The organism is Helicobacter bilis (assembly GCF_900198365.1).
Taxonomy (GTDB): domain Bacteria; phylum Campylobacterota; class Campylobacteria; order Campylobacterales; family Helicobacteraceae; genus Helicobacter_A; species Helicobacter_A bilis_B.
The window spans coordinates 1-19,385 of sequence record NZ_FZMS01000085.1 but is presented as its reverse complement, the minus strand read 5'-3'; the positions used below and the strand labels follow the sequence as shown (position 1 = coordinate 19,385).

The window sequence follows — 19,385 nt, the reverse complement described above, 5'->3', positions numbered from 1 at the left end:
CCCCCCCCCCCCCTCTAAGCAACAAAGTTTCTTGCAGACTATAGGTTATATCGAAACGACAAATATTCCTTAACCCAAGTCACTAACTCTACGCTATCAATTAAGTTACAAAAAAACACAATCTCGTCTGCATTTTGACACAAAGATCTGCTTTTTGCTTCACAAAATCTAGCACAGCAAAACGCCATGAAACATGGATTAATCATACACTACAGCAAAAGAAATAAATCACACCATTGTGATATTTATCACATAAAAGCAGATACAAAAATTATTTTTTTGTTGTTTGTGGTTGGCTCGTTACAACAATATCTTTTTTAATCTTATCAAAGATCGCTTGCCCTATGCCTTTTACCTGCATAATATCTTCAATCTTTTTGAATCTATTTTTTGTGCGATATTCAATAATCGCTTTTGCCTTTGCTTCACCGATACCATTTAATGTCATAAGTTCTTTTTGACTTGCAGTGTTAATATTTACCGCCGCAAAAAGAAAGCTAAACAACATAGCAAATAATAACAAAAATCTCTTCATGTTAAAACTCCCAAATTAAAGATTAGGCTTGAAGCATAACATAAAAAATCCTATAATACCTTTTTCACCTCAATGCTTATTGCATTTTTATGCATTATGTGTAAAAATGTGAATTATTTCATGCAGGTTTAACACATGAAGTTTCATATATCGCGACAAAGTTACTATAAAATCATCGATTATTTAACAATATAAGGAATTTTTGAGTGAGTTATACGCCTATTGTGCTTGGTATAAGTGGTGGAAGCTGTATTGAGTTAGCATTACATTTTATAAAAAGATTCCCAAAAGATCGCACACTCTATGTTGTGCCAACGCAAAATGCAGCCATGCTTTGTCAAGCAGAAAAGAAACAAAATCTTAGAAATCTTATCAATGCGATACGCACGGATAATCTCATTATTCATGATTCCATGACAAGCCCTTTAGCAAGTGGTAGCTTTTATTTTGAATCCTGCATTATTTTGCCAACGAGTAGCAACACGCTATCAAGCATCGCAAATGGCTTGCAAAGCAATCTTCTTACACGTGTAGGTGCTGTGTGTTTGAAAGAAAAGAGGAAGCTAATACTTGGCGTAAGAGAAATGCCCTTAAGTGCTATTTTACTTGAAAATATGGCAAAGCTTGCTAATCTTGGTGTATATATCGCACCACCTATTGCTGGGTATTATGGCGGTATTTGTGATTTAGAATCCTTGCATGATTTTTTAGTCGGTAAATATTTTGATATGCTTGATATACCACATGATTTATTTGTGCGTTGGGGGACAAATAAACAAAATACAATCTAAACGAATGTTGAAGCATATAGCATACAGAGGTGTTGGCTTGTTTGAACAAGCACTCTTGTGCCAAAGAAACGCATGAAAAATAACAAACTATAAAGTATGTTACTATTTTGTTTATACTTATAGTGTAAATACTTATTTTTACATTTCATAAAGGAATATTCATGAGATTAACCCCAAGAGAGTTAGATAAGATGATGTTGCATTATGCTGGGACTTTGGCAAAGAGTCGCAAAGATAAAGGCATAAAGCTAAATTATGTAGAATCTATTGCCTATATTTCTATGGAGATTATGGAACACGCTAGAGAGGGCAAAAAAAGTGTCGCTGAACTCATGCAGTTAGGCAGGACGCTTTTAAAAGCAGATGATGTGATGGAAGGTGTAGCAAATATGATACATGATGTGCAAGTTGAGGTGAGTTTCCCTGATGGCACAAAGCTTGTTACAATCCATAATCCTATTGAGGATAATGGCAAACTAAAACCGGGTGAATTTATCCTAAAAGATGAAGAGATTGTGTTGAATGCAAATAAAGATTCTATAAGCATTAAGGTTACAAATAAGGGCGATAGACCGATACAAGTAGGCTCACATTTTCACTTTTTTGAGACAAATAAGCTTTTGGCATTTGATAGAGAGATGGCTTATGGCAAAAGACTTGATATTGCGTCTGGGACTTCCGTGAGATTTGAGCCCGGAGAGACTAAGAGTGTGAATCTCATTAGCTTTGGTGGGAATGAAAGATTATATGGATTTAATGACTTAGTCAATGGGCAAATAAGCGAAGCAAATAAGCAACAAGCCTTAGACAATGCGAGAAATAAGGGTTTTGTAGAGTGAGTTAGGGTGATTATTCTTTTAAACAATAATAGGGTTTTGTTGTATTAAGTGAAGTGGCAAGACTTTATTTTGTTATTGAATGTGCAGGTGTTAAAAGTTTTGTTGTTTTGTATTCATTATGAAAACTATTTTTACAGAAAGAGATGTTTCGGCACTAAAGTGCTTCAACATGACAAACCAATACGACAAGTTAAAATAAAAAGTCTCATTTGTCATGTTGAGTGTGAAGTGCGAAATATTTGTTTTATAAAGAGGGTTTCGGCATAAAAGCTACAACATAGCAAACTAAGGTAAAAAACTTCATTTTGTGAAATGTAAATGTTAGAATCTGCATTTCACATAAAGGGAAGTTTCAATACTAATAGAGACTTTAACACAACAATAAAGCTAAAGATTCTAATAAGACTTTAAAATTAAACCATAAGAAAGGAAAAACATGATAAAAATAAATAGACAAGAATATGTCTCAATGTATGGACCAACAACAGGCGATAAGATAAGACTAGGCGATACAGAATTATTCGCAGAGATTGAAAAAGATTATGCGATATATGGAGAAGAGATTAAGTTTGGCGGTGGCAAGACTATAAGAGATGGTATGGCGCAATCTGTAAGCGATAGTGAAAATGAGTTAGATTCTGTAATCACAAATGCAGTTATTATAGATTACACTGGAATCTATAAAGCAGATATAGGCATAAAAAATGGAAAGATTTTTGGCATTGGAAAAGCGGGGAATAAAGACACACAAGATGGCGTATGTGATAAACTTATTGTTGGCACAAATACAGAAGTTATCGCTGGAGAGGGACTAATCGTTACTGCTGGTGGCATTGATACGCATATCCACTATATTTCACCTACACAGATTCCAACGGCTTTATATAGCGGCGTTACCACTATGATTGGTGGTGGCACAGGTCCTGCTGCTGGGACTAGTGCGACGACTTGCACACCGGGGAGTTGGCACATGCGTGAGATGATTAGGGCGACACAGCATTATGCTATGAATTTTGGCTTTTTTGGTAAGGGTAATAGCTCGAATGAAAATGCTTTGAGTAAGCAGATAGAATCTGGGGCTTTGGGCTTAAAGGTGCATGAAGATTGGGGTTCAACACCAGCAGCAATCAATCATGCACTAAGTATTGCAGATAAATATGATGTCCAAATCGCTATCCATACTGATACGCTCAATGAAGCTGGTTGTATGGAAGACACTTTGCAAGCAATTAATGGAAGGACAATCCACACTTTTCATACAGAAGGTGCAGGTGGCGGACATGCCCCTGATATTATCAAAGCAGCCGGGGAACTCCATGTATTACCCGCTTCAACAAATCCTACGATTCCCTTTACGACAAATACTGCTGATGAGCATTTGGATATGCTTATGGTCTGTCATCATTTAGATAAAAATATTAAAGAAGATGTGGCTTTCGCAGATTCTAGAATCCGCCCTGAGACAATCGCCGCGGAAGATACTCTGCATGACATGGGAATCTTTTCTATCACAAGCTCTGACTCACAAGCTATGGGTAGAGTTGGCGAAGTCATCATTAGGACTTGGCAGACAGCCGATAAGTGTAAAAGAGAATTTGGTGCATTAAAAGAAGAAAAAGGCAATAATGATAACTTTAGAATCAAACGCTATATCGCAAAATACACTATAAATCCAGCAATAGCTCATGGCATAGCAGATTATGTTGGCTCTATCGAGATAGGTAAAATCGCTGATTTAGTGATTTGGAAACCAAGTATGTTTGGTGTGAAACCTGAAATGATTCTTAAAAATGGCATGATTGTCGCAGCAAAAATAGGTGATAGCAACGCTTCAATCCCAACACCACAACCTATAGTCTATGCTGATATGTTTGGTAGTGTGGGAAGTGCAAAGTATGATTGTGGATTTACCTTTGTATCAAAAGTAGCATTTGATTCTAATATTAAAGAAAAATATGGGATAGAAAGAAATATTCTGCCTGTAAAAAATTGTAGAAATATCACAAAAAAAGATATGAAATATAATGATGTAGTAGAAAAAATAGAGGTGGATTCTGAAACCTATGAAGTAAAGATAAATGGAGTAAAAATCACTTCAAAACCCGTTAGTAAAGTGTCCTTAGGGCAGCTTTACACTCTCTTTTAGTAAAAGGTGTGTAAATGCTAGAGATTGTATTGCTTTATGTAGCCATTGTGCTTATTAATAATGGAATCTGTCGTATCAGTAAAATTGATGGCAAGAGTGCTTCTATTATGAATATCTTTGTAGGCTTACTCTCTGTTGTGATTAATGTTATAGCCATTATACATGGTGATTTTAATAATGATAAAAGCGATTTTTATGCGGCAGCGACAGGCTTATTATTTGGCTTTACTTATTTATTTGTCGCTGCTAATAATCTTTTTAACCTTGATGTAAGACCATTTGGCTGGTATAGTCTTTTTGTTGCGATAAACTCCATTCCAGCAGCATATTTGAGTTATAAAAATGATGTCGTGCATATCTCATTTACTGCCATTTGGCTTGCATGGGGAGTATTATGGCTTACTGGCTTTATTGAGTGTGTTTTAAAGATTGAGTTAAAGTTTGTGCCTTATCTTGCTATTTTTGAGGGCATTGTTACAGCATGGATACCTGCTTGGTTATTTTTCATGGGTGTTTGGAGTATGTAGTTGCTTATTACAGAAATTTTGGGGAATCTTAGAGACATTAAAGATACTGATATACAAACAGATTCTATCCCCATTGAGTGGTTTAATACAAGGAAAAGAATAGCGCGTTATACTTCCATGCAAGGAAAAGATATTGCCTTAAAGTTTGAGAAGCCCCTAAGTATCGGGCTAAATCATGGCGATATTGTATTTAGAGATGAAAAAAGCATAATCGCAATATCCATTCTGCCAACGCATATCCTAAATATATACGCAAAAACAGAGCTAGACATAGCTAGGCTTTGCTATGAGATAGGTAACTATCATTTGCCTTTATTCCTTGGAGAGAATGCGTTTCATTTTCGCACACCTTTTGAGTTACCCTTGCAAAGAGTGCTTGATAGATATAACATATTCTACAAGGAAGAAGAGGGTATATTAGATTCTAAAGATAGACTACAAGCAAGTCTCATAGCCCCAGAGCCAATTCTTAAAATTGCAAATGATTTTAAAGTGATAGTGAATAATAAATAAGGGCTATTGTTTAGAATCTTTTAAGCAAAATTAAGCATAAGATTTTATAAAAGATTCTATACAGAATCTAAAAGGCAGAAGGATATTAAAACATGGATTTTTTACTTTTACAGATTAATGACTCAGCATTTCCTATCGGTAGTTATACGCAGTCTTTTGGACTAGAAACCTATGTGCAAAAGGGCTTAATCACAAATAAAGATGAAGCCTATAATTATTTACATACTCTGCTTCACACACAAATGCTTTATACAGATTTACTCGCTATAAGACTGATCTATGAAAGCAAAACTTTAGAATCTATTCTTAATATAGAATCTTTAATGAATGCTTCAATTCCAGCAAGGGAAACAAGGGAAGGTATGCAAAAAATCGGCTTAATTTTCATTAAAACTTTAGAATCTATGAAGCTAGATTTACCCCCATTTTTTAAAGCATATATAAAAGATTCCATATATCCTACACATCAAAGTGCTTATGCGGTATTTTGTAAAGCAATGGCTATTAGTTGCAAGAAGTCAATACAGCATTACGCTTACGCACAAATCTCAAATGCCCTTACAAATTGTGTGAAGCTTATCCCCTTATCTCAATATGATGGACAGGCGATACTTGCAAGACTTCACGCAGATTTTAACACTATTTATGAAAAGATTCTAGAATTAAGTGAAGATGAGTTTTGCAATGCTTTCGTGCATAATGATATGCAGGGCATGCTACATGAGAGTTTACACTCAAGACTTTACATGTCGTAATTTATAAAAAGGATAAATATGGTAAAGATTGGAATCTGTGGTCCGGTAGGCAGTGGTAAAACCGCGTTAATCGAAAGTCTTACAAGGCTTATGAGTAAGGATTATTCACTTGCAGTTATAACAAATGATATTTACACAAAAGAAGACGCAAACTTTATGTGTAAAAACTCTGTCCTGCCAGAAGAAAGGATAATCGGCGTAGAAACAGGTGGTTGTCCGCATACTGCTATACGAGAAGATGCGTCTATGAATCTTTGTGCGGTAGATGAGATGGAATCTAGATTTAAGGATTTAGAGATTCTATTTATTGAGAGTGGTGGGGATAATCTCTCTGCGACTTTTAGCCCAGAACTTGCTGATTTTACTATCTTTGTGATTGATGTATCTGGTGGGGATAAGATACCAAGAAAGGGTGGTCCGGGCATTACGCGGTCTGATTTACTCATTATAAATAAGATTGATTTAGCAGAATATGTTGGGGCAAGTCTCTCTATAATGGACAGAGATTCTAAAAAAATGCGAGGGGATAAGCCCTTTATCTTTACAAATATTAAAGCTAAAGTTGGATTAGATGGGGTGATAAAGTGGATTAAAAAATACGCACTTTTAGAGGATTTAGCGTGAGTAGCTACGCACAGACAAGCAAACTTTGCTGCCATGTAAAAAAGGGGGCAAGTGGAAAAACAATTATAGAATCTATGTTTTTCACACCGCCCTTAAAGATTATCGCCCCATTCTATGAAAATGATATGGCAAATATCATGCTGTTAAATGTATCCGCAGGGCTTATGGCAGGAGACATGCAGACTATAAATTTTGACATTGACACACAAGCAAGAGTGAAAATCACCTCACAAAGCTATGAGAAAATCCACAACACGCAAGATAGGCTTGCTATGCGTAATACGACACTAAACCTTGCAAATGATGCCTTGCTGATATATACGCCACTTCCTTGCACTCCCTTTGCAAACTCAAGCTTTAAAAACACGACGACAATACATTTGCAAGAAGATTCTAAACTATATTATGGAGAAATCTTTTGTGCGGGACGCATAGCAAGAGATGAAATATTTGCCTTCAAGCACTTTCATCAAAGGCTTTTTATCTATCAAAATAACGCATTAATATTTTATGATAATATGAACTTAAAGCCAGATTCTATAAATCTTAGAAGCATTTGTGCATTTCATAAATTCACACATTATCTTCATTTTGTAATCTATGATAAGAATGCAAATATAGAGAAACTACAAAGCATTATAAAAGATTCTAAAACTTACACTGCCCTAAGCTTACATAATGATATGATTGTCATAAAAGCCCTTGCAAATGAGAGTGAAGAGTTACTAGATCTGCAAAAGAAACTTTATGAATGAATGCCTAAACCTATTCCCAAATTGCACACATATTGCCAATATTTTAACCCTTTCAATTATATTCAAGTAACAATTTAAAACATAATTTTTTTGTGTGGTTTTTGTATTTTAACTTTGGAAAGTATTATTAATCAAGTAGGGCAAAATTAATACAACATGCGTGATAAAAACACCATCATAATTCACCATTTGCAACCAACACTTTCGTTTTTAGTTTGGGTTTGATAGGCTGAACTCTGCCCTTTATAACCCAAAAAATGCTTGATGTCTTTCGCCCTTAGACTTCACTCGCCATTGAATGGTATTAAAAATTATATAAACTTTAATGCGTAATCAAATTTTTTCAATGTATCTTGCGATAAGATATCCTTAAAATCATAATGCTATTGTAATAACCAAAATTATAAGAACTAAGTGCAATGATTTCCTAATAGCATGTTTAACAAAATGCAAAACCTTATCGTTTAGAGAAGCATGAAAAAATTATTAGATTCTAAATTTAGAGATCTTTTTACATTTAGCATGGCAATCATTGAAAGTTAGAATGTGTAAGCAACTATATTAACTTAAATCTTTATGAAAACCCAGAATCTAAAATCTACAACACACCAAAAACAAGAGAGAATTTTTAAAATGCCATTCTCAACAAAAAAAATGCTATAATCTTAAAATCATTTTCTTTCAAATCATTTTTTCTTAAGGAATTTAATGCGAACACATTATAACACAGCGTTAAGCACAGATGATATTGGTAAAGAGGTTACGCTATGTGGTTGGTGTAATAGTTATCGTGATCATGGTGGTGTTGTCTTTATTGATTTGCGTGATAAAAGCGGTATTATACAGCTTGTGGCAGATCCAAGTAGCAAGGCTCATGCAATAGCTTCAAGTGTGCGCGATGAATATGTATTATTGGCAAAAGGTAAGGTGAGGGCTAGAGGCGAGGGCTTAGTCAATCCAAAGTTAAAAACAGGTGCAATAGAAGTCGTGCTAGACACTCTCACTATTGAAAACAAAGCACAAACAACACCTATTATCATAGGTGATGAAAGCGTAAATGAGGAGTTGCGACTAAAATATCGCTATCTTGATTTGCGTAGTCAAAAAAGCCTTGATATTTTTAAATTGCGTGCAAAAATCGCAAGTGTTACGCGTAATTTTTTAGAATCTCACGGCTTTTTAGAGGTTGAAACACCCATACTCACAAAGGCAACACCAGAGGGTGCGAGGGACTATCTTGTGCCAAGTCGTGTGCATGATGGCTCTTTTTATGCGCTTCCACAAAGCCCGCAGTTATTTAAACAATTACTTATGATGAGTGGTTTTGAGAGATATTATCAAATAGCAAAATGCTTTAGAGATGAAGATTTGCGTGCTGATAGACAACCAGAGTTTAGCCAAATCGATGTTGAGATGAGTTTCTGTGAAGAAAAAGATGTCATGCAAATCGCAGAAGATTTAATCCTTGAGATTTTTAAAGCATGTGGCAAGAGTATTTCCTATAAGATTCCGCATTTAGACTATATCGACGCGATGGAGTGCTATGGTAGTGACAAGCCTGATTTGCGTTTTGATATGCCTTTAGTTGAAGTGGCTGATTTGTTTGTTAGCTCAAATAATGATATATTTAAAGAGATAGCCCTTGATACAAAGGCTAATCGCATAAAAGCCTTATGTGTGCGTGATGGGGATTCTAAATTTAGTCGTAAAAGTCTCGCTGATTTAGAAAAATTTGTGCGTAATTTTGGTGCAAAAGGATTAGCCTATATCCAAGTGAAAGAAGAGTGCAAAAGCTTTGATAGAGAAAGTATTGATGAGAGTTTAAAAGGACCTCTTACTAAATTTCTCACAGAAGATTCCATACAAGCGTTGATACAAAGAGTTGGTGCGAAAAAGGGCGATATTATCTTCTTTGGGGCAGGAGAGAAGCATGTCGTTTGGGATTATATGGGACGATTAAGACTTGAAGTCGCAAATCAGCTTAATCTTATTTGTGCTGACAAATTAAGCTTTGTATGGGTTGTAAATTTCCCTATGTTTGAGAAAACCGATGAAGGTATTAAAGCACTTCATCACCCATTTACAATGCCAAAAAATATCGATGAAAATGATATAGAATCTATACAATCAATCGCCTATGACATAGTCCTAAATGGCGTGGAATTAGGCGGTGGTAGCATAAGAATCCATAAAAGCGACATACAAAGCAAAATCTTTGACTTACTACAAATAAGCAAGGAAGAAGCGACTGAAAAGTTTGGATTCTTACTTGAAGCATTGCAGTATGGCACACCGCCACATGGCGGTTTTGCAATCGGCTTTGATAGACTTGTAATGCTTTTAAGTGGTGCGACAAGCATTAGAGAAGTCATTGCCTTTCCAAAAACACAAAAGGCAGGCTGTCTTCTAATGGAAGCACCAAGCAGTGTTACAACATCGCAATTAAACGAATTGCATATTAAACTTCAACATTAATTAAGGAGAAATTCATGAAGAAATTGTTTTTAATCATCGGTGCACCGGGCAGCGGTAAGACAACTGACGCACAAAAAATCGCAGAATCTAACTCTAAAATCGCACATTATTCCACAGGTGATTTATTGCGCGCAGAAGTGGCAAGTGGCAGTGAGCAGGGCAAACTCATTGAGAGTTTCACATCAGCAGGGAATCTTGTCCCGCTTGACATTGTGGTGCAAACTATTGTTGGTGCGATAAATAATTCGCCAAAAGATATTATTTTGATTGATGGTTATCCGCGTAGTGTAGAACAAATGCTTGAGCTTGATAAGGTGCTAAAACAAGATTCTAAAGTGCAGCTTGTCAATGTGATTGAAGTGCAAGTAAGCGAAGAAGTGGCAAAAGATAGGGTGCTTGGTCGTGCAAGGGGTGCTGATGATAATGCTGAGGTATTTAAAAATCGTATGCGTGTGTATCTAGAGCCTTTGAAAGAAATTCAAGACTTTTATACAAAAAATGGAATCTTGCATGTGATAGATGGCGAACGAAGCATTGAAGTTATTGTTGCTGATATGCGTGAGTTTATAGAATCTAGGATATAGATTTATGAAATTTTATCACGCCCTTTTTGGGTCCGTATTTTTTAGATTCTAGCTTTATGTTTAAAATTGAGACTCTATAAAACTTCATGCAAAATAGTATAGTGCAGCAAAAATATGAAATCTGGATTGTGTTGTTTTTACAGAGACTTTATTTTAGATGTTAAGCAAGGAATCTTTTTAGAATCTAAACTGAAATTTAAGTTATTATCAAGTTGAAATTTTGTTAGATATTTTGCTACGCTTAGTAGGTAGTTTGGGGTGAAATCATATTTAGGTCAGGGGCTTTACTTTATTTGGGATGATACATAGAATTTATGGGCATCAATTAATTTTGTTTATACTTGTTGAAATCCACAAACCCTAATGCCTTTTTGCAGAGTGATGAAAGTGGTTTAGATTCTAACTCTTTTTGTGAAAAGAAACATAGCTTTGTGTGTGGCAGGGATTGCGTTAATAGATTTAAGTGTTTAGAATCTAGCTTATACACATTGGCGGTGATAGCGTATTTTGTGTAGTGGTGCTTGAAACTGCCGCATTTATAGAATCCCTTTTTGTAGAATCTGTGCTGATTTGCAAGCGCTTCTAGCTTAAGTTGTGGGAGATTGTATAAGCCTTGATACAAGCCACCTTTATCCCCTTTTTCATATACAAAAGCAATTTTGCCTTGAGAATCTTTATATAACAAAAGATGAAGTGTAAGTGGGGTTAAAGAAGAGGTTTTTGGAGTGGGATAGAGCGTAGGATTTACCTTGCCATTGCAGAGATTTTGCATAGGGCAGATAAGGCAATTAGGCGATTTTGGCGTGCAAATCATCGCACCTAAATCAAGCAAGGCTTGATTATAATCAAAGCTGTGTTTTGTGTCTAAAAGCAAAAATGCAAGCTCGTCTAAAAGCTTTTGGTTAGGTTCGCGTAATGCAAAGATTCTACACAAAACCCGTCTAATATTCCCATCTACAAAACTCACACTTTGATGAAAACCAAAGCATAAAATCGCCCCTGAAGTATATGCACCAATTCCGGGCAGCTTAAGCAAATCTTGGCGTGTATTAGGCAAAGTAGCATTATATTTTTCACAGCAAAGAATCGCACTCTTTTGCATATTTCTCGCACGAGTGTAATAGCCTAAGCCCTCCCATTGCTTGAGTATAGAATCTAGCGGGGCTTTAGCTAGGGCTTCAAGTGTAGGAAAGGCGTTTAAAAATGGGGTAAAATAGGATTCTGCCACTCTTTTTACTTGCGTTTGTTGCAACATTATCTCGCTTACATACACGCCATAAGGGGCATTTTCACCTTTTAGGGTTCGCCAAGGAAGAGAAGTTCTGCCCTGTATCGCATACCATTCTAAGAGTTGAATCTGGTATTGTTTAGTAATGCCTTTTGCTTTGTGTATGGAATCTTGCGTGATTTGTGTGGGAAAAATATTTGCATTCATAAAGAGAAGTATAGCAAAAATATTATTCTCTTAAAATAGCAGATTGTGCGTAAAACTACTAGTTATTTTATTTTTTATTGCTACAATTATGATTTTATTTTGCGTATTGAAAGGTTTATTATGAAGATTTTAGAAGGTAAAATCGCATTGCAAGGCAATGAGAGAATTGCTGTTTTATGTAGTCGCTTTAATAGTATGGTAACGGAGCGATTGATTGAGGGGGCAAAGGACTGCTATTTGCGACATGGTGGGAGTGAAGATAACTTTACTTTGATACGAGTGCCCGGAGCCTTTGAGTTACCTTTTGTGCTTGAAAAAGTGCTTGAAAATGGTGATTATGATGGGGTGTGTGTGCTTGGGGCGATTATCCGTGGTGGCACGCCGCATTTTGACTATGTCGCAGCAGAATCTACAAAGGGCATTGCAAATGTAACGCTAAAGTATGGTGGGGCGGTTAGCTTTGGCATTTTAACAACAGATAGCATAGAGCAAGCCCTAGATCGTGCGGGCTTAAAGGTCGGTAATAAGGGCTTTGAAGCGATGGCAAGTCTTATTGAACTCATCGATATATATAGGCAGCTTGACTAATGGCAACAAGAAAACAAGCAAGAGAAGCTATCATTCAGATTCTATATGCAAAAGAATTGGGCAATGATAAGGCAATAGAACAAGCAGAAGCCTTTCTCAACGCACAAAAAATACGCAATAAACAGCAAGAATTTGCCCTTAATCTACTGCATGGAATCTGTAATGAAGAGAGAAAAATCGCAGATATTATTAATGTATTCTTAAAAAGTTGGGATTTAGGTCGTTTGGGCGTGATTGAGAAAAATATCATAAAGCTTGGTGTGTATGAGCTGCTACAAACAAATACGCAAAAAGCAGTGATTATCAATGAAGCCATTGAGCTTACAAAGTCTTTTAATGTGCAAGATGCGTTTCGACTAGTCAATGGCATACTTGATTCTGTTGCAAAGACAGACCCTAAAACACTAGATGAATTGATACAAAAACAAGAGCAAATAAATGCTGAAAAATTAACACAAGATTCCATAAAACAAACTCATATAGAATCTAAAAAGCCCATAAAGCACAACATAGATTCCACACATTCTACAAAAAGACAAAGGGTTAAACAAGCTATACAAAAAGAAATAAAGCAAGATTCCACGCAAATACCAGCAAAAAAGACAGATATGACTCATGTAAAATCAATCCAAATAAGTGCGAGTAAAAAAGATAAAGAAGCACAAGATTTAAATATAGAATCTAAGCACGAGAGAATGTCTAAAAAAGCTAGTCATGTTAGTCAATCTAAAGATTCTAAGCGAGTAAAAGATTCTAAAAGTAAATTAGAATCTAGAGGTCATAAAGATACTAAACCATTAAAAGATGCTAGGCTTAAGTTAGAATCTAAACACGATAAAACAAACGATTCTAAAAACAATTTAGAATCTAAAACTACACAGGCTATAAAATCAGCAAAACAAACTTCACAAAAAAAAGATTCTAAACAAGCTAAAGATTCTAAAAACATTTTAGAATCTACAATGAAATTAGAATCTAAAATCCACAAAGATTCTAAAACAAAACAAGAAGCTATTCAAACTAAAGATTTTCAAAAAAAATCAGATTCTAAGCAAATTAAAGATTCTAAAAAAGCAAAGGTTTCTAAAACTAATTTAGATTCTAAAAACAATAAAGAAAAAGATTCCAAAACAACAAAAACTAGCAAAAAGAAAAACACAAAAAAGGATTAATATGAAGTTATGTATTGCCCTTGATATGCCAAGTATGCAAGAAAATCTTGCTCTAGCAAAAGAAGTTAAAAAGCATTTTAGTAACGAAGAAATATGGCTAAAAGTTGGATTGCGTAGCTTTGTGCGTGATGGCAGGGATTTTGTGCGTATGTTGCAGGATTTAGGTTTTAGAATTTTTTTAGATTTAAAGATTTATGATATACCTAATACCATGCTTGATTGTGTCTATGAGTGTCATAAACTCAGCGTAGATATGATGACTATCCATGCAAGTTGTGGTAAAGAAGCGATGAAGTCTATTGCTAAATTTTTACGCACAGAATCTTCAAATATGCGTGTTGTAGCTGTGAGTGCTTTAACAAGTTTTGATGAATCTGGCTTTAGAGAGATATATAATACTTCTATTAAAGAGGGTGTAAAATCCCTTGCAAATATCGTGTATGAAAGCGGCATTGATGGGCTTGTATGCTCGATTGATGAAGTCTCACTCATAAAAAGCATATCAAATACGCTATGTTGTGTAACGCCGGGCATACGATTAGAAGATTCTAATAATGACGATCAAAAAAGAGTGGCAAGTGTGAGTGTAGCAAAAAAAATGGGGAGTGATTTTATAGTTGTTGGGCGACCTATTTATAATGCAAATGATAAATTCAGCGTGATTAAGCGGATTTTAAGTGATATGTAGCTATAAGTATTCTACTTTAAAATAAGGAATGGCAATGATTACGCAAGTGCAAATATTTACCGCGAAAACAACAGAAGAGTTACAAAAAAAGATGAATGAATTTTGCGTGGATTTTTTCCCTGAAGAGATTGTAAAATTTAAGGTAGCAAAGATTTATACACAAGCACAAGAAGAAGAACAATGGCTAGGCTATATTGTGTATAAAAAGAATGAATACTAATGTTTTGCATTAATGCAAAATTTTTGTTTGCTTGAGTATAGATTAGGCAAATAAGAGATTCCGTCCTGCAAAGCAAAGTCTATTGTGTGCTAGAATATCAATGAACCTGTGAGTGAATCTATCAATCAATAAAGGCATATAATGAAAGCTAAAAAAAGCACACTTTATGAATGTCAGCATTGCGGTTGGCAAAGTAGCAAATGGCTTGGTAAATGTCCAAATTGTAGTGCATGGGAAAGTCTTATCGAGTTAAAGGGTGAAGCGTTAAGCTACGCATATTCTAGCAATAACACACAAACTACACACTCTAGCACAAAAGCCCTGCCTATCACACAAGTGCAAGAAGAGGTGCTAGATAGATTTAGCTCCACACAAAGTGAGCTTGACATTGTGCTTGGTGGTGGGATAGTGCGGGGTGGGCTTTATCTCATCGGTGGGAGTCCGGGTGTTGGTAAATCTACTTTGCTTTTAAAGGTGGCAGGTGGGTTGGCAAATGGCGAGTCCTATAATATAGATTCTAATCCTTACACAAATAATCTAGCTTTAAATACAGAATCTAGTGCTACCTTTCATACAAATAATACAAATTTAGATAATCAAGCAAATTCTTATAATAGCTTTTCAAATACAATTCAAAGTGAGAAGCAACGGAATCTAGATTCTAATCCTTGTCATGTTGAGCGTAGCGAAATATCTAGCATAGAATCCAACAAAGATATTTCGCCTTTTTCAAAGGCTCAATATGACAATATGCAAAATTTAGATTCTAAAAATTACACCCTAAACCCTGCAACCCACCCAGATTTGACACAGAATCTAGAATCTAATCAAATGACACAAAAGGTCTTACACCAGCCCATAAAGACGGAGTATCTAAACTCCAAAACCACACAAAAAACTGGCAGAAAAGTGCTTTATGTAAGCGGTGAAGAAAGCCTTAGTCAAATACATAATCGTGCGAAAAGATGTCATTGCTTGAGTGATAATCTCTATCTATTAAGCGAGATTAATATCTTAGAGATTAAGGAAAATCTATTAAATGGTGGCTTTGAAGTTTGCATTATAGATTCTATACAAACGATTTATTCGCCTAATCTCACAGCAGCACCCGGCTCTGTCTCACAAGTGCGAGAGATTACATTCGAGCTTATGCGACTTGCAAAAAGCTTTAATATCGCCATGTTTATCATCGGGCATATTACAAAAGATGGGCAGATTGCAGGTCCTAGAGTGCTAGAACATATGGTTGATTGTGTGCTATATTTTGAGGGAGAGAGAAGCAATGAGCTAAAGATTTTGCGAGGGTTTAAAAATCGTTTCGGCACGACAAGCGAGATTGGAATCTTTGAGATGAAAGCACATGGTTTAGTGAGTGCAAATGAAGCAACAAAGAAGTTTTTTAACGCAAAAAAGGATATGTCTGGTAGTGCAGCAGTAGCGATTATGGAGGGAAGCAGATGTATAGTCGTAGAGATTCAAGCCCTAACTTGTGAGAATGAGTATGGCGTCCCAAAACGCCTTACAAATGGCTTTGATAGCAATCGGCTTAATATGATTCTAGCCCTACTTGAGAAAAAGCTAGGTATCCATTTGCATAAACATGATGTTTTTGTAAATGTTGCTGGTGGGATTAAGATTAGTGAAACAAGTGCGGATTTAGCCCTTATTGCAAGCATTTTATCAAGCTATAAAAATCGTCCATTAAGATCAAGCACAGCTTTCATTGGCGAAGTAAGTTTGATTGGTGATATTAGAGAGGTGGGTGGGCTTGAGTTGCGATTAAAAGAGTTGGCAAACTTTGGCTTTAAAAATGCCATAGTCCCAAATATCCCAAAAGGCTACAAGGGGCAGGTAAAATGCACTCAAGCATTAGAGGTGGCACAGATTATTGAGTGGATGTGATTTTTCTTGGGTATTGGTATATTTTATTCGGGCGTAACAAAATATTTTAATGCTACAATTACACGCAAAAATGAAGGAATGCTATGGATAATGTTACGCAATTACAGAATCTTTTTACTACAAAACAACCCTTATTTATATTAAGTAGCACACGATCTAAAAAGGAATTTTACCTGCATTTTAAAGCTAAAAGCAGTTTAGATTTTAACCTGCATTTAAATACAGAATCTAATGAAATACTCAATAATTGCTTTATGCTATTTGATACAAAATCTCATCAGACATTTAATAATAGAGATTCTATAATTCTGCCTTATGCCCTAAGTATAGATGAGTTTTTCACAAAAATAACCTTTAGTGATTACGCTATGATACCAAATAATGTGCGTGATTTTTTCATGTTTCAAGCCTTGCAAAATGTAAAGCAAAAAACAAAAAACACACAGAAAAAAACACAGGACTTTTTAAACTTTGAAACAAGCTTTATGCTATTTTTACAAACTTCTTCTGTGTTGTTGCAATTTTATGATGAGTTAAGAGAACACAAGATTGCAATAACAAAAGAGAGTTTAGAAGAGTTTGTAAAGATTGATAGCTATGAGGAATATAGTGAGCAATTAAGCCTTTTAGCAGAGATTTATGATGAATATAACTCGCTATTAAAGACAAATGAACTCACAGATTCCATATACAGCAATACAACACAAAGCTATAATATCTTTAGTGAATATATACAAAGCTTCTCAAGCATACACATAGAGCTAGAGGGCTTTATATCGCCACTGCAATATGAGATTCTAGAGCGTGTGAGTGGCATTACCCCAACCTTTCTTTACTTTAGGACAGATAGCTACAATATGGGGCATTTTCAGTTTTTAAAGCAAGAATTAGAATCTTTTAAAAGCTATATTTATAATTTGCAGACTAAAGATTTATTTACACAAGATACAAAAAGATTAAAAAGGCAAAATATTAAACTCTACAAAACTACAAAAAGACTAAGTCAAGCAAACCTAGCCCTAGCCCTAGCGTATAAATGGCAAGAAGAGATATTACAAAACAAGGCAAGTGAAAACGACTTTGCAATAATTTTACCTAGCGAGAGTTTCTGTAATCATCTATTAACACTAGATTCTAATCATATCTTTAACTTTGCGATGGGGATACATATCGCCTATTTAGAATCTTATAATCTATTATTATCCTTATATGATTCTTATATACAAACAAAAGTGTTTGATATAGCCCCACTTTTAGAATGTAAAGAGAGCTACGATACACAAAAGATGAATGAGTTAAAGAAGCAATGCTTACAAGATTCTACAATATTGCTGAATCCAAATATATTGCATTTAGAAAAGATTCTAATGCTATTATTTGAAAATGAAGAGGTGCTACTAGCCCAAATGATGCAAATACTCTCAACCTTTAATCATATCGCAAATAGAAACTTTTTTAATGTTAATACATTGCATTTTGAGAATCTTTTTACTTTATTTATGCGTGAAATTGCAGGGTTAAAAATCAATCATGTAGCAGGTGGTAAGATAAAGGTGATTGGCACATTAGAAGCAAGAAATCTGCATTTCAAAGAAGTGCTAATACTTGATTTTAGCGATGATTTTGTCCCAAATGTTACGCATGATGATATGTTTTTAAACTCTAAGATTAGATCTCATTATGGTATGCCGACAAGAAAAGATAAAGAAAATCTCTATAAGCACCACTACTACAATATTATGAAAAACACAGAAATAACGCATATTAGCTTTGTAAATAATGAAGAACAAATTCCATCAAATATGCTATTTGAAATCGGCTGCAATACAGAATCAGCCCAATCTATTGACACACTTTATAGCTACTATGATATGACTAAACAAGCTAATATAACATTTTATGAAGATGAATACAAACCATTTGGGAAAGTAGAAAATTTAAGTGCTACCGCACTGAATGTATATAATGAATGTGAGCGTAAATTCTACTACCGCTATGTTGAGGGTTTGAAAGAAGAGAGAACGCAAAGTCAGTATTTTGGCAGCATTATACATGAGTGGCTTTTTAAATCTTATAAGCCTTATATTGAAGAGACATTAACATTAGATTCTATAAATGCAATAGAATCTAGCTTTTTTTCTAAATTTTATGCTTTAAAGACTTTACTTACACAAAATAATCAAGAAGAAAGCGTAGAAATAGATATGAAAACTTTCGCAAAACTTGATAGCTTTACCCCATATATGAAAGCCTTTTTTGAATATGAAAGAGAGAGAGTAAAAAAGCATTCTATAAAGATTCTAGGACTTGAATATACTTTTCGTATAGAAAATTTCCGCATAAATGCCACTCAAGATACAGACTATACACTCAATGGGGTAATAGATAGGATAGATATGGTGGATAATGAAATTGTGCTGTATGATTATAAAAGTGGCGTTAGTACCCCAAAAAGCTCTGATTTGCAAATGCCCTTTTATGCGATGTGTGTGCGTGAAATGCCACTATTACAACCATATAATGGCTTACATACAAAATTAGCATACTATCATCTTGGAGCAAAGGATATAAATAAGATTCTAGTATTTAATGATGAAAAGAAATTGAATGAGAATATACAAAAGATTTACAATATACTTGAAACTTTTGGTGAAACAAATGAAATGACAGAGAAATTATCTACATGCAAAGATTGTCAATATGCTCTTTTGTGTAATAGGGCATAGGGGTTTTGGAATCTAAATTTTGCTAGATTGAGTATATTTTTATCAGCAATGTTTTCCATAAGTGTAAAAATGCAAAAATAAGCAATTCTGGCAAATAAAAAATAATTGAC

17 protein-coding genes and 2 pseudogenes are annotated in these 19,385 nt (G+C 34.9%); 17 read left to right on the top strand and 2 right to left on the bottom strand.

Going from position 1 to position 19,385, the window contains the following annotated elements; all coding sequences use genetic code 11:
* Positions 1-271 precede the first annotated feature (271 nt).
* Positions 272-535, bottom strand: a complete 264-nt coding sequence (locus C6H08_RS09950) for a ComEA family DNA-binding protein (RefSeq protein WP_034579065.1) — start codon at positions 533-535, stop codon at positions 272-274.
* Between the two features lie 206 nt (positions 536-741).
* Between C6H08_RS09950 and C6H08_RS09945 the strand changes: the two genes are divergently transcribed.
* The 10 genes from C6H08_RS09945 to C6H08_RS09900 all read left to right on the top strand — a co-directional run bounded on the left by C6H08_RS09945 (position 742) and on the right by C6H08_RS09900 (position 10,544).
* Positions 742-1,326, top strand: coding sequence for a UbiX family flavin prenyltransferase (locus C6H08_RS09945; protein ID WP_034563707.1), 585 nt, complete (start codon positions 742-744; stop codon positions 1,324-1,326).
* A gap of 161 nt (positions 1,327-1,487) precedes the next feature.
* Positions 1,488-2,165, top strand: a complete 678-nt coding sequence (gene ureA, locus C6H08_RS09940) for an urease subunit alpha (protein ID WP_034563710.1) — start codon at positions 1,488-1,490, stop codon at positions 2,163-2,165.
* 436 nt (positions 2,166-2,601) lie between these two features.
* Positions 2,602-4,311 carry an urease subunit beta gene (gene ureB, locus C6H08_RS09935; RefSeq protein ID WP_034579063.1) on the top strand — a complete coding sequence of 570 codons (1,710 nt, stop codon included), beginning with the start codon at positions 2,602-2,604 and terminating at the stop codon, positions 4,309-4,311.
* Positions 4,312-4,325: 14 nt separating this feature from the next.
* Positions 4,326-4,838: an AmiS/UreI family transporter gene (locus tag C6H08_RS09930; RefSeq protein WP_034579061.1), complete on the top strand. Its 513-nt coding sequence runs from the start codon at positions 4,326-4,328 to the stop codon at positions 4,836-4,838.
* Positions 4,839-5,351 (top strand): urease accessory protein UreE, encoded by a 513-nt coding sequence (locus C6H08_RS09925; RefSeq protein ID WP_034579059.1) that lies wholly within the window; start codon positions 4,839-4,841, stop codon positions 5,349-5,351.
* Positions 5,352-5,443: 92 nt separating this feature from the next.
* Positions 5,444-6,106, top strand: coding sequence for an urease accessory protein UreF (locus C6H08_RS09920; RefSeq protein ID WP_034579056.1), 663 nt, complete (start codon positions 5,444-5,446; stop codon positions 6,104-6,106).
* An 18-nt stretch (positions 6,107-6,124) separates the two neighbouring features.
* Positions 6,125-6,730, top strand: coding sequence for an urease accessory protein UreG (gene ureG, locus C6H08_RS09915; protein WP_034563720.1), 606 nt, complete (start codon positions 6,125-6,127; stop codon positions 6,728-6,730).
* On the top strand, positions 6,727-7,485 hold the full coding sequence (locus C6H08_RS09910; protein ID WP_034579054.1) for an urease accessory protein UreD: 759 nt from the start codon (positions 6,727-6,729) through the stop codon (positions 7,483-7,485). The genes ureG and C6H08_RS09910 overlap by 4 nt, the downstream gene beginning before the upstream one ends.
* Positions 7,486-8,193: 708 nt before the next feature.
* Positions 8,194-9,960, top strand: coding sequence for an aspartate--tRNA ligase (aspS, locus tag C6H08_RS09905; RefSeq protein ID WP_034563724.1), 1,767 nt, complete (start codon positions 8,194-8,196; stop codon positions 9,958-9,960).
* Between the two features lie 14 nt (positions 9,961-9,974).
* Positions 9,975-10,544, top strand: a complete 570-nt coding sequence (locus C6H08_RS09900) for an adenylate kinase (RefSeq protein WP_034563726.1) — start codon at positions 9,975-9,977, stop codon at positions 10,542-10,544.
* Positions 10,545-10,869: 325 nt separating this feature from the next.
* Here the strand turns inward: C6H08_RS09900 and mutY are convergent, their stop codons facing one another.
* Positions 10,870-11,979, bottom strand: coding sequence for an A/G-specific adenine glycosylase (gene mutY / locus C6H08_RS09895; RefSeq protein ID WP_052099956.1), 1,110 nt, complete (start codon positions 11,977-11,979; stop codon positions 10,870-10,872).
* Positions 11,980-12,099: 120 nt separating this feature from the next.
* Here mutY and ribH point away from each other — a divergent pair, with 120 nt between their 5' ends.
* The 7 genes and pseudogenes from ribH (at position 12,100) to C6H08_RS09865 (ending at position 19,275) form a co-directional block, all read left to right on the top strand.
* A complete protein-coding gene (gene ribH, locus C6H08_RS09890; RefSeq protein WP_004083981.1) occupies positions 12,100-12,567 on the top strand; it encodes a 6,7-dimethyl-8-ribityllumazine synthase in 468 nt (155 codons plus the stop codon).
* A complete protein-coding gene (gene nusB / locus C6H08_RS09885) occupies positions 12,567-13,739 on the top strand; it encodes a transcription antitermination factor NusB (protein ID WP_034579052.1) in 1,173 nt (390 codons plus the stop codon). The genes ribH and nusB overlap by 1 nt, the downstream gene beginning before the upstream one ends.
* Position 13,740: 1 nt before the next feature.
* Positions 13,741-14,427 (top strand): orotidine-5'-phosphate decarboxylase, encoded by a 687-nt coding sequence (gene pyrF, locus C6H08_RS09880; protein WP_034563731.1) that lies wholly within the window; start codon positions 13,741-13,743, stop codon positions 14,425-14,427.
* Between the two features lie 34 nt (positions 14,428-14,461).
* Entirely contained in the window at positions 14,462-14,647 is a 186-nt protein-coding gene (locus C6H08_RS09875) for a hypothetical protein (RefSeq protein WP_034563733.1), read from the top strand.
* Positions 14,648-14,788: 141 nt separating this feature from the next.
* A pseudogene (locus C6H08_RS12605) lies at positions 14,789-14,884 on the top strand (hypothetical protein); the annotation flags it as partial.
* 657 nt (positions 14,885-15,541) lie between these two features.
* Positions 15,542-16,549 (top strand): annotated as a pseudogene (radA, locus tag C6H08_RS12480) (DNA repair protein RadA); the annotation flags it as partial.
* Between the two features lie 83 nt (positions 16,550-16,632).
* Entirely contained in the window at positions 16,633-19,275 is a 2,643-nt protein-coding gene (locus tag C6H08_RS09865) for a PD-(D/E)XK nuclease family protein (RefSeq protein WP_034579050.1), read from the top strand.
* The last annotated feature ends 110 nt before the right edge of the window (positions 19,276-19,385 follow it).

Excerpts from the sequence above, each read along its gene's own strand:
- C6H08_RS09900 (WP_034563726.1), top strand. The coding sequence starts at position 9,975 with ATGAAGAAATTGTTTTTAATCATCGGTGCACCGGGCAGCGGTAAGACA.
- mutY (WP_052099956.1), bottom strand. The coding sequence starts at position 11,979 with ATGAATGCAAATATTTTTCCCACACAAATCACGCAAGATTCCATACAC.
- ureB (WP_034579063.1), top strand. The coding sequence starts at position 2,602 with ATGATAAAAATAAATAGACAAGAATATGTCTCAATGTATGGACCAACA.
- nusB (WP_034579052.1), top strand. The coding sequence starts at position 12,567 with ATGGCAACAAGAAAACAAGCAAGAGAAGCTATCATTCAGATTCTATAT.
- ribH (WP_004083981.1), top strand. The coding sequence starts at position 12,100 with ATGAAGATTTTAGAAGGTAAAATCGCATTGCAAGGCAATGAGAGAATT.
- C6H08_RS09930 (WP_034579061.1), top strand. The coding sequence starts at position 4,326 with ATGCTAGAGATTGTATTGCTTTATGTAGCCATTGTGCTTATTAATAAT.
- C6H08_RS09950 (WP_034579065.1), bottom strand. The coding sequence starts at position 535 with ATGAAGAGATTTTTGTTATTATTTGCTATGTTGTTTAGCTTTCTTTTT.
- C6H08_RS09865 (WP_034579050.1), top strand. The coding sequence starts at position 16,633 with ATGGATAATGTTACGCAATTACAGAATCTTTTTACTACAAAACAACCC.
- ureA (WP_034563710.1), top strand. The coding sequence starts at position 1,488 with ATGAGATTAACCCCAAGAGAGTTAGATAAGATGATGTTGCATTATGCT.
- C6H08_RS09875 (WP_034563733.1), top strand. The coding sequence starts at position 14,462 with ATGATTACGCAAGTGCAAATATTTACCGCGAAAACAACAGAAGAGTTA.
- aspS (WP_034563724.1), top strand. The coding sequence starts at position 8,194 with ATGCGAACACATTATAACACAGCGTTAAGCACAGATGATATTGGTAAA.
- pyrF (WP_034563731.1), top strand. The coding sequence starts at position 13,741 with ATGAAGTTATGTATTGCCCTTGATATGCCAAGTATGCAAGAAAATCTT.
- ureG (WP_034563720.1), top strand. The coding sequence starts at position 6,125 with ATGGTAAAGATTGGAATCTGTGGTCCGGTAGGCAGTGGTAAAACCGCG.
- C6H08_RS09920 (WP_034579056.1), top strand. The coding sequence starts at position 5,444 with ATGGATTTTTTACTTTTACAGATTAATGACTCAGCATTTCCTATCGGT.